Source organism: Aquiluna sp. (genome assembly GCF_965064355.1).
This window is the reverse complement of record NZ_CBCHRQ010000074.1, coordinates 1-6,039: the sequence shown is the minus strand read 5'-3', so window position 1 is coordinate 6,039 and position 6,039 is coordinate 1. Positions and strand designations below refer to the sequence as shown.

Genomic DNA, 6,039 nt, shown 5'->3' with positions numbered 1-6,039 from the left:
CCTTCCGCTCGGGTAGACTGGGAAGCGGTTTAAAAGGATTCGTTCAAAGGGGCACCCTTGTCGTCAACCGACAATCACTCATCCGAAGCAGATTTTGGCGCAAACGAATGGCTAGTTGCAGAAATGTACGGCCAATGGCTCGAAAACCCGGATTCAGTGGACCGGTCTTGGTGGCCAATCCTTGAGCGCTACCAGCTCACCCAGCAGCCTGGAAGTGCTCCAGCAGCTGCGCCAGCTCCAGTAACCCAGGCACCGGCGGTAGTCAGCACAGACTCCACCGTGATTGCAAGCTATGACAGCTCCGCATCTCCGGTGACAGAAGCCATCACCGTTCCAGTTGCCAAAGCAACTGTGACAAGTGCCGCAAACACCCCGGTTCCAGCAAACCTTCCTGCCGCTACCGGAGCAATGTCGATTGTTGAAGCTGAAGACGATGACCAGCCGGAGGTAAATGTGCTTCGCGGCATGGCAAAAACCCTGGCCTCAAACATGGACGCCTCGCTTTCGATGCCAACCGCAACCAGTGTCCGTCAGGTAGCGGCAAAGCTTTTGATCGACAACCGTATTGTCATCAACTCACACCTAAAGCGCACTAGAGGCGGCAAGGTTTCTTTCACCCACCTAATTGGTTACGCAGTGGTGCAGGCTCTGAAGGAATTCCCAAGCCAGAACGTCTTCTATGACGAGGTCGAGGGCAAGCCGGCTGCGGTTACCCCAGCAAATATCAACTTTGGTCTAGCGATCGACATCCCTAAACCGGATGGCACTCGCGCGTTGTTGGTTCCAAACATCAAACGTGCGCAGCGCTTGAACTTCGCTGAGTTCCTAGTCGCCTATGAAGAGCTCGTAAAAAAGGCCAGAGACAACAAGCTCACCGCAGAAGATTTTGCAGGAACCACGATCTCGCTAACCAACCCAGGTGGCATTGGAACCGTGCACTCGGTTCCGCGCCTAACCCGCGGTCAGGGTTGCATCGTTGGTGTTGGAGCTTTGGATTACCCAGCCCAGTTCCAAGGCATGGCAGAAGAGATGTTAGCCGAGCAGGGAATTGGCAAGATTTTAACCCTTACCTCCACCTATGACCACCGAGTGATTCAGGGTGCTGGTAGCGGCGAGTTCCTAAAGATCATCAACGAGATGCTAATGGGTGAGCGTGGCTTCTACGACCAGATCTTCGCTGACATTCGCGTTCCTTACACTCCGGTGGTTTGGGCCAGTGACTTTCACTGGGATCTTGCAGATGAAAACGGCAAGAACACCCGCATCCAGGAATACATAAATGCGTTCCGCGTTCGCGGTCACCTGATTGCAGATATCGACCCGCTTGAGTACCAGCAGCGCTGGCACCCGGACCTGGATATTCGCTCCTATGGACTAAGCCTTTGGGATCTGGACCGCACCTTCAAAACCGGTGGTTTTGGTGGTCGATCCAAGGCCAAGTTCCGCAACATGCTCGGCATTCTGCGTGACAGCTACTGCCGCACCATTGGTGTTGAGTACATGCACATTCAGGACCCTGCCGAGCGTATTTGGTTCCAAGACAAACTTGAGCGTCCATATCAAAAGCCAACCAAGGAAGAGCAGTTCAGAGTTCTGAACAAGCTGAACGAGGCTGAGGCATTTGAGACTTTCCTGCAGACCAAATTCGTCGGTCAGAAGCGCTTCTCGCTGGAAGGCAGCGAGTCCCTAATTCCGTCACTGGATGAGATTCTGCAGCAGGCAGCCCACGCCGGCATGAGCGAGGTGGCCATTGGTATGGCACACCGCGGTCGCCTAAACGTGCTCACCAACATTGCGGGCAAGACCTACGGTCAGGTATTCCGCGAGTTTGAAGGGTCAACCGATCTGGATAGCGTTCAAGGCTCGGGAGATGTGAAGTACCACATGGGCACCGAGGGTGTTGCATCATTTAGCGATGGCACATCGGTCAAGGTATCGCTCGCCGCAAACCCATCTCACCTTGAGGCGGTTAACCCGGTTCTTGAAGGAATCGTGCGTGCCAAGCAAGATGCTTTGGGGAACCCTGAGACCTACCCGGTGCTACCGGTGCTAATCCACGGTGATGCAGCATTCATTGGTCAGGGCGTTGTCCCAGAGACCATGCAGATGAGCCAGCTTGAGGGTTACAAGATTGGTGGCACCATCCACATCGTGGTGAACAACCAGGTTGGATTTACCACCTTGCCCAAGGATTCCAGAACCTCGGTTTACGCAACCGATGTTGCAAAGTCGATTCAGGCTCCAATCTTCCACGTCAATGGCGATGACCCTGAGGCAGTAGTTCGAGTATCGAAGCTTGCTTTCGATTACCGACAGGAATTCAAAAAGGACGTAGTAATCGACATCGTTTGCTACCGTCGCCGCGGACACAACGAAGGCGATGACCCTTCGATGACCCAGCCACTTATGTACAACCTGATCGAGCACAAGCGCAGCGTTCGAACCCTGTACATGGAGAACCTAATCGGTCGAGGCGATATCACTCAGGAAGAGTTTGATGCCGCTAATTTGCAGTTCCAGCAGAGCTTGGAGCAGGCTTTTGTCGATGTCCACGAGGCAATGAGCCAGCCGGTGGCTCTGCTAGAGCGCCCAGTTGGCATTGGCACCACCGCTAGCGAGAAGCAGCAGCTGGTTCGCCCAACTGCCATCGCAAAGGAAATGGTTGAGGCCATTGGTAATGCTCACGCAAACCAGCCTGAAGGTTTCAGCGTTCACCCGAAGCTTGCTCAACTTCTGCAGAAGCGCGTTGAGATGAGCCGCGAGGGTGGCATCGACTGGGGCTTTGGTGAGCTTTTGGCATTCGGATCGCTACTTGTTGAGGGTGTAAAGGTTCGCCTTTCAGGACAGGATGCCAGACGTGGCACCTTCGTGCAGCGCCACGCCTCCTTCCACGACCGCCTAACCGGCCAGGAGTGGATGCCACTGCAGTACATCTCCGAGCAGCAGGCTAGGTTCCAGGTCTATAACTCGCTACTGAGCGAGTATGCGGTCATGGGATTCGAGTACGGCTACTCGGTTGAGGATCCAAACACTTTGACCCTTTGGGAAGCCCAGTTCGGTGACTTCGTAAATGGTGCTCAAACCGTAGTCGACGAGTTCATCTCATCTGCCGAGCAGAAGTGGAACCAGTTCTCTTCCCTCGTGCTTCTTCTTCCACACGGTTACGAGGGCCAGGGTCCTGACCACTCCTCGGCAAGAATCGAACGTTTCTTGCAGCTGTGTGCGGAGAACAACATGACCGTGGCGCAGCCTTCAACTCCTGCTTCGCACTTCCACCTACTAAGACGCCAGGCATTTACCTCGCCAAAGCGTCCTTTGATTGTCTTCGCCCCTAAGTCGATGCTTCGCCTAAAGGCAGCATCTTCAGCGGTTGAGGACTTCACCACCGGTAGCTTCCGTCCAGTAATTAGTGATGAGCAAAACCTCGATGCCGCAAAGGTCAGCAAGGTTCTGTTCTGCTCGGGCAAGATCTACTGGGATCTTTTGGCCGAGAGCCAAAAGCGCAATGACGGCCAGACCGCAATTGTTCGTGTTGAGCAGCTTTACCCAACTCCGGTTGCAGAGATGCAGGCGGCCATCGCACAGTTCCCGAACGCTCAGTTGCGTTGGGTTCAGGATGAGCCACTAAACCAGGGTGCTTGGACCTACATGGGTCTGTTTATGCCTAAGTACGGCATCAACTTCACCCCGGTTGCAAGACCGGCTTCGGCATCGCCTGCCTCTGGTTCTGCAAAGCGTCACGCTGCCGAGCAGGCTGACCTTGTCCAGCGAGCGTTCCAGGACTAATGCGCTCACTACGGGTTGTTATTTTGGGTGATGAGTTACTCACCGCATCTGGCGACCCCAAGGGACTTGGCTGGTTGGGCCGCGTGCAGGCTAGATTGCCGCAGGGTGAGGATGTTGCGTTCTTCCCGCTGGCAATGGTTGGTGAGAGCACCTCTGACCTTTTAGAGCGCTGGAGAAGCGAAGCAATGCCTCGTTTCACCGCGCAAACCGAGAATTACCTGGTGCTGGCACTTGGCTCTCAGGACGTCAAGGCTCAGGTCACTATTTCTAGATCCAGGTTGAATCTGGCTTCGCTATTGGATGATGCACTACGCGAGGGTGTCAAAGTGTTTGTGGTTGGACCAACGCCAACCGGAGATCCAGAAACTGATCACGAGATCGAGCACCTATCGGCAGGTTTCGAGGACGTGGTTAGAAGACGCCAAATTCCTTATGTTGATTGCTTCAAACCGCTTCGTGAGCACGAGGGTTGGCAGCAGGAGACCAGCGCAAATCCGCGTGGCTTACCTGGACAGGTTGGCTATGGTTTGGTGGCTTGGTTGGTGCTAAACCGCGGTTGGTTTGAGTGGCTAGGGCTTACTGAGCCACAAGATCAGTCGTGATCTTGAACTTCGCGTAGTCGCTGCATAACGCGCTGGGCTAGCTCTTCCGCTGGCGCCTCATCGCATGAGCGCTGGATTACCTGTTTGAAAACAAGCTCAATGTCGTAGTGCTCTTCGCAGGACTCGCAGTTCGCGAGGTGAGCGGTGATGTCCTCTTGCTGATCATTCTGCATCTCGGCGTGGAGAAACTCGTGCACGTTGCGCTTTACTTCTTCGCAGTCAACTGGATTCACTTTTCCTCCTCCTCAACTCGGTAACCTTCTTGCTTTGCATAATCAGTCAACAAAGTTTTCAGCATTTTCTTCCCGCGATGCAATCTAGACATTACCGTTCCCACCGGAGTGTCCATAACTTCGGCTATTTCGGCATATGGCAAACCCTCCACCACCGCGTAATAAACCACCATTCTGAACTCGTCAGGAATCTGATCTAGTGCATCGCGGATGATTTTAGACGGAAGATTATCCATCGCAACTGCTTCTGCGCTGCGTGTGTTGGAGGTGGTGAGCGACTCCCCCATGCCAACCTGCCAGTCCTCTAAATCATCCAGCGCGGTCTTGGCTTGATCCTTGGCGCGCTTGTTGTAGAGGTTGATGTGGGTGTTGGTCATGATCCTAAAAAGCCAGGCTTTTAGATTCGTCCCCTGCTCAAACTTTCCCCAAGCGCCATATGCTTTGGCAAAAGTCTCCTGAACCAAATCCTCTGCATCACTTGGGTTACGGGTCCAGCGAAGCGCGGCACCGTAAAGCTGTGGCATTAGTGGGAGGGCTTGCGCTTCAAACGAGATAAGTTTCTCGGACTTGGGATTCTGCATTGCTTTAAGTCTATTGGGGTTTTGCTTATTGGGCAGGAATCGCCCAGATTCGGTATCTTTGAACCAATGACTTCTTCGCACCCGTATTGGCCAGCCCCGCAAGGGCAAAACATCAATGCCACGGTTGCCCTTCCCGGTTCAAAATCACTCACAAATCGCGAACTCTTACTTTCTGCAATTGCCAGCGAGCCAACACTTTTGATAGCACCTTTGGTTTCAAGGGATTCAAAACTCATGATCTCCGCCCTCAAGTCATTGGGTATTGAGTTTGCGTGGCAGGGCTATGACCTTTTGGTCACCCCACACCCCCTTTTGGGTCCAGCAACTATTGATTGCGGGCTAGCTGGAACCGTGATGCGCTTTGTTCCACCGCTGAGCATGCTCGCAAGCGGTGAAATAGCTTTTGACGGAGACGAGGGTGCTAGACGACGCCCGATGAATACCACCATCGATTCCATTCGAGCACTCGGCATCGAGGTGATTGCAGAATCCGACTCGCTTCCCTTCAAGGTTTTAGGTTCCGGCAGAGTGCCAGGTGGCGAGCTTTCAATTGACGCTTCGTCCTCGAGCCAGTTTGTTTCGGGGCTACTTTTGGTGGCAGCCAAATTCGAGCAGGGTTTAACACTTCGGCACACCGGAGAGGAATTACCATCGCTGCCACATATCCAAATGACACTTGAGACACTGCGTCAGCGTGGGGTGGATGCCAAGACCATCGATGAGCGCACCTGGCGGGTTGAACCAGGCCTTATTGCCGGTGGGCGAAAGGTCATTGAGCCAGATCTATCGAATGCTGGGCCATTTCTTGCGGCAGCAATGGTTTCCGGTGGCAGTGTT

Annotated in this window: 5 protein-coding genes; 3 read left to right on the top strand and 2 right to left on the bottom strand. The window is 53.8% G+C overall.

The window, feature by feature from the left end:
- Nucleotides 1-57: 57 nt before the first annotated feature.
- Complete coding sequence (locus AC128V_RS06280; RefSeq protein WP_482763823.1) at nt 58-3,786, top strand: multifunctional oxoglutarate decarboxylase/oxoglutarate dehydrogenase thiamine pyrophosphate-binding subunit/dihydrolipoyllysine-residue succinyltransferase subunit; 3,729 nt, start codon at nt 58-60, stop codon at nt 3,784-3,786.
- Nucleotides 3,786-4,388 carry a GDSL-type esterase/lipase family protein gene (locus tag AC128V_RS06275; protein ID WP_482763822.1) on the top strand — a complete coding sequence of 201 codons (603 nt, stop codon included), beginning with the start codon at nt 3,786-3,788 and terminating at the stop codon, nt 4,386-4,388. Before AC128V_RS06280 ends, AC128V_RS06275 begins: the two co-directional genes overlap by 1 nt.
- On the opposite strand, the gene rsrA is transcribed toward AC128V_RS06275, so the two are convergent.
- Complete coding sequence (rsrA, locus tag AC128V_RS06270; RefSeq protein WP_482763821.1) at nt 4,379-4,621, bottom strand: mycothiol system anti-sigma-R factor; 243 nt, start codon at nt 4,619-4,621, stop codon at nt 4,379-4,381. The two genes, AC128V_RS06275 and rsrA, sit on opposite strands and share 10 nt — an antisense overlap.
- Entirely contained in the window at nt 4,618-5,202 is a 585-nt protein-coding gene (locus tag AC128V_RS06265) for a sigma-70 family RNA polymerase sigma factor (protein ID WP_482763820.1), read from the bottom strand. Before AC128V_RS06265 ends, rsrA begins: the two co-directional genes overlap by 4 nt.
- Nucleotides 5,203-5,268: 66 nt before the next feature.
- Between AC128V_RS06265 and AC128V_RS06260 the strand changes: the two genes are divergently transcribed.
- Nucleotides 5,269-6,039 (top strand): 3-phosphoshikimate 1-carboxyvinyltransferase (locus AC128V_RS06260; RefSeq protein WP_482763819.1); only part of this gene is annotated, 771 nt, incomplete at its 3' end.